At 36.5% G+C, this 806-nt stretch carries 1 pseudogene; it reads right to left on the minus strand.

Annotated features, from left to right (window positions below):
- Positions 1-55: 55 nt before the first annotated feature.
- Positions 56-739: pseudogene (locus HMPREF9088_RS11230) on the minus strand (IS6 family transposase).
- Positions 740-806 lie beyond the last annotated feature (67 nt).

Here is an 806-nt window from a genome sequence, read left to right on the forward strand (position 1 = left end):
GGTTCTGTTGCAAAGTTTCAATACTGAGTACAAAAGTCCCATTCTGATACTTTGACTATGCTGGTATACCCATCAAAACTTTAATTTCAGTAGATACCGAAAAGCCGAAGAGAGTGCCATTTCTTCGGTTCTTTTTATATATTCCTCGAATGGTCTCCATGCCCTTAATCGTGGATGAGGCAGTCCGGAGACTTCGATAAAATTTATTCCGTCGTTTAATTGGTCGATGGTCTTGTTCTATTAAATTGTTCAGGTATTTAATGGTACGATGTTCTGTCCCTTGATAAAAGCCGCCGTATTCTTTTAGTTTCTTAAAGGCACTTGTAATAGAGGGGGCTTTATCTGTGACTACAACCTTCGGTTCATCAAACTGCTTCACTAACCGCTTAAGAAAAGCATACGCTGCTTGTGTATCCCGTTTTTTACGTAACCAAATATCCAAGGTTAAACCATCTGCATCGATGGCTCAATACAAATAATGCCATTTTCCTTTAATTTTGATGTACGTTTCATCCATTTTCCATGAATAAATGGACTGTTTATTTTTCTTTTTCCAAATTTGATAAAGTAGTTTGCCATATTCTTGCACCCAACGATAAATCGTTGTATGAGAAACGTTAATGCCACGATCATATAAGATTTCTTGAACTTCACGATAGCTAAGGTTATAACGAAGATAGTAGCCCACGGCTACAATAGTCACATCCTGCTGAAATTGCTTTCCTTTAAAATGATTCATCGTCATTCCTCCTGCTATCTTTTTCTATTATTCTACCTTATTTGATAGTAGATTTAAAACTTTGCAA

It is taken from the genome of Enterococcus italicus DSM 15952 (assembly GCF_000185365.1).
GTDB classification, from domain to species: domain Bacteria; phylum Bacillota; class Bacilli; order Lactobacillales; family Enterococcaceae; genus Enterococcus_G; species Enterococcus_G italicus.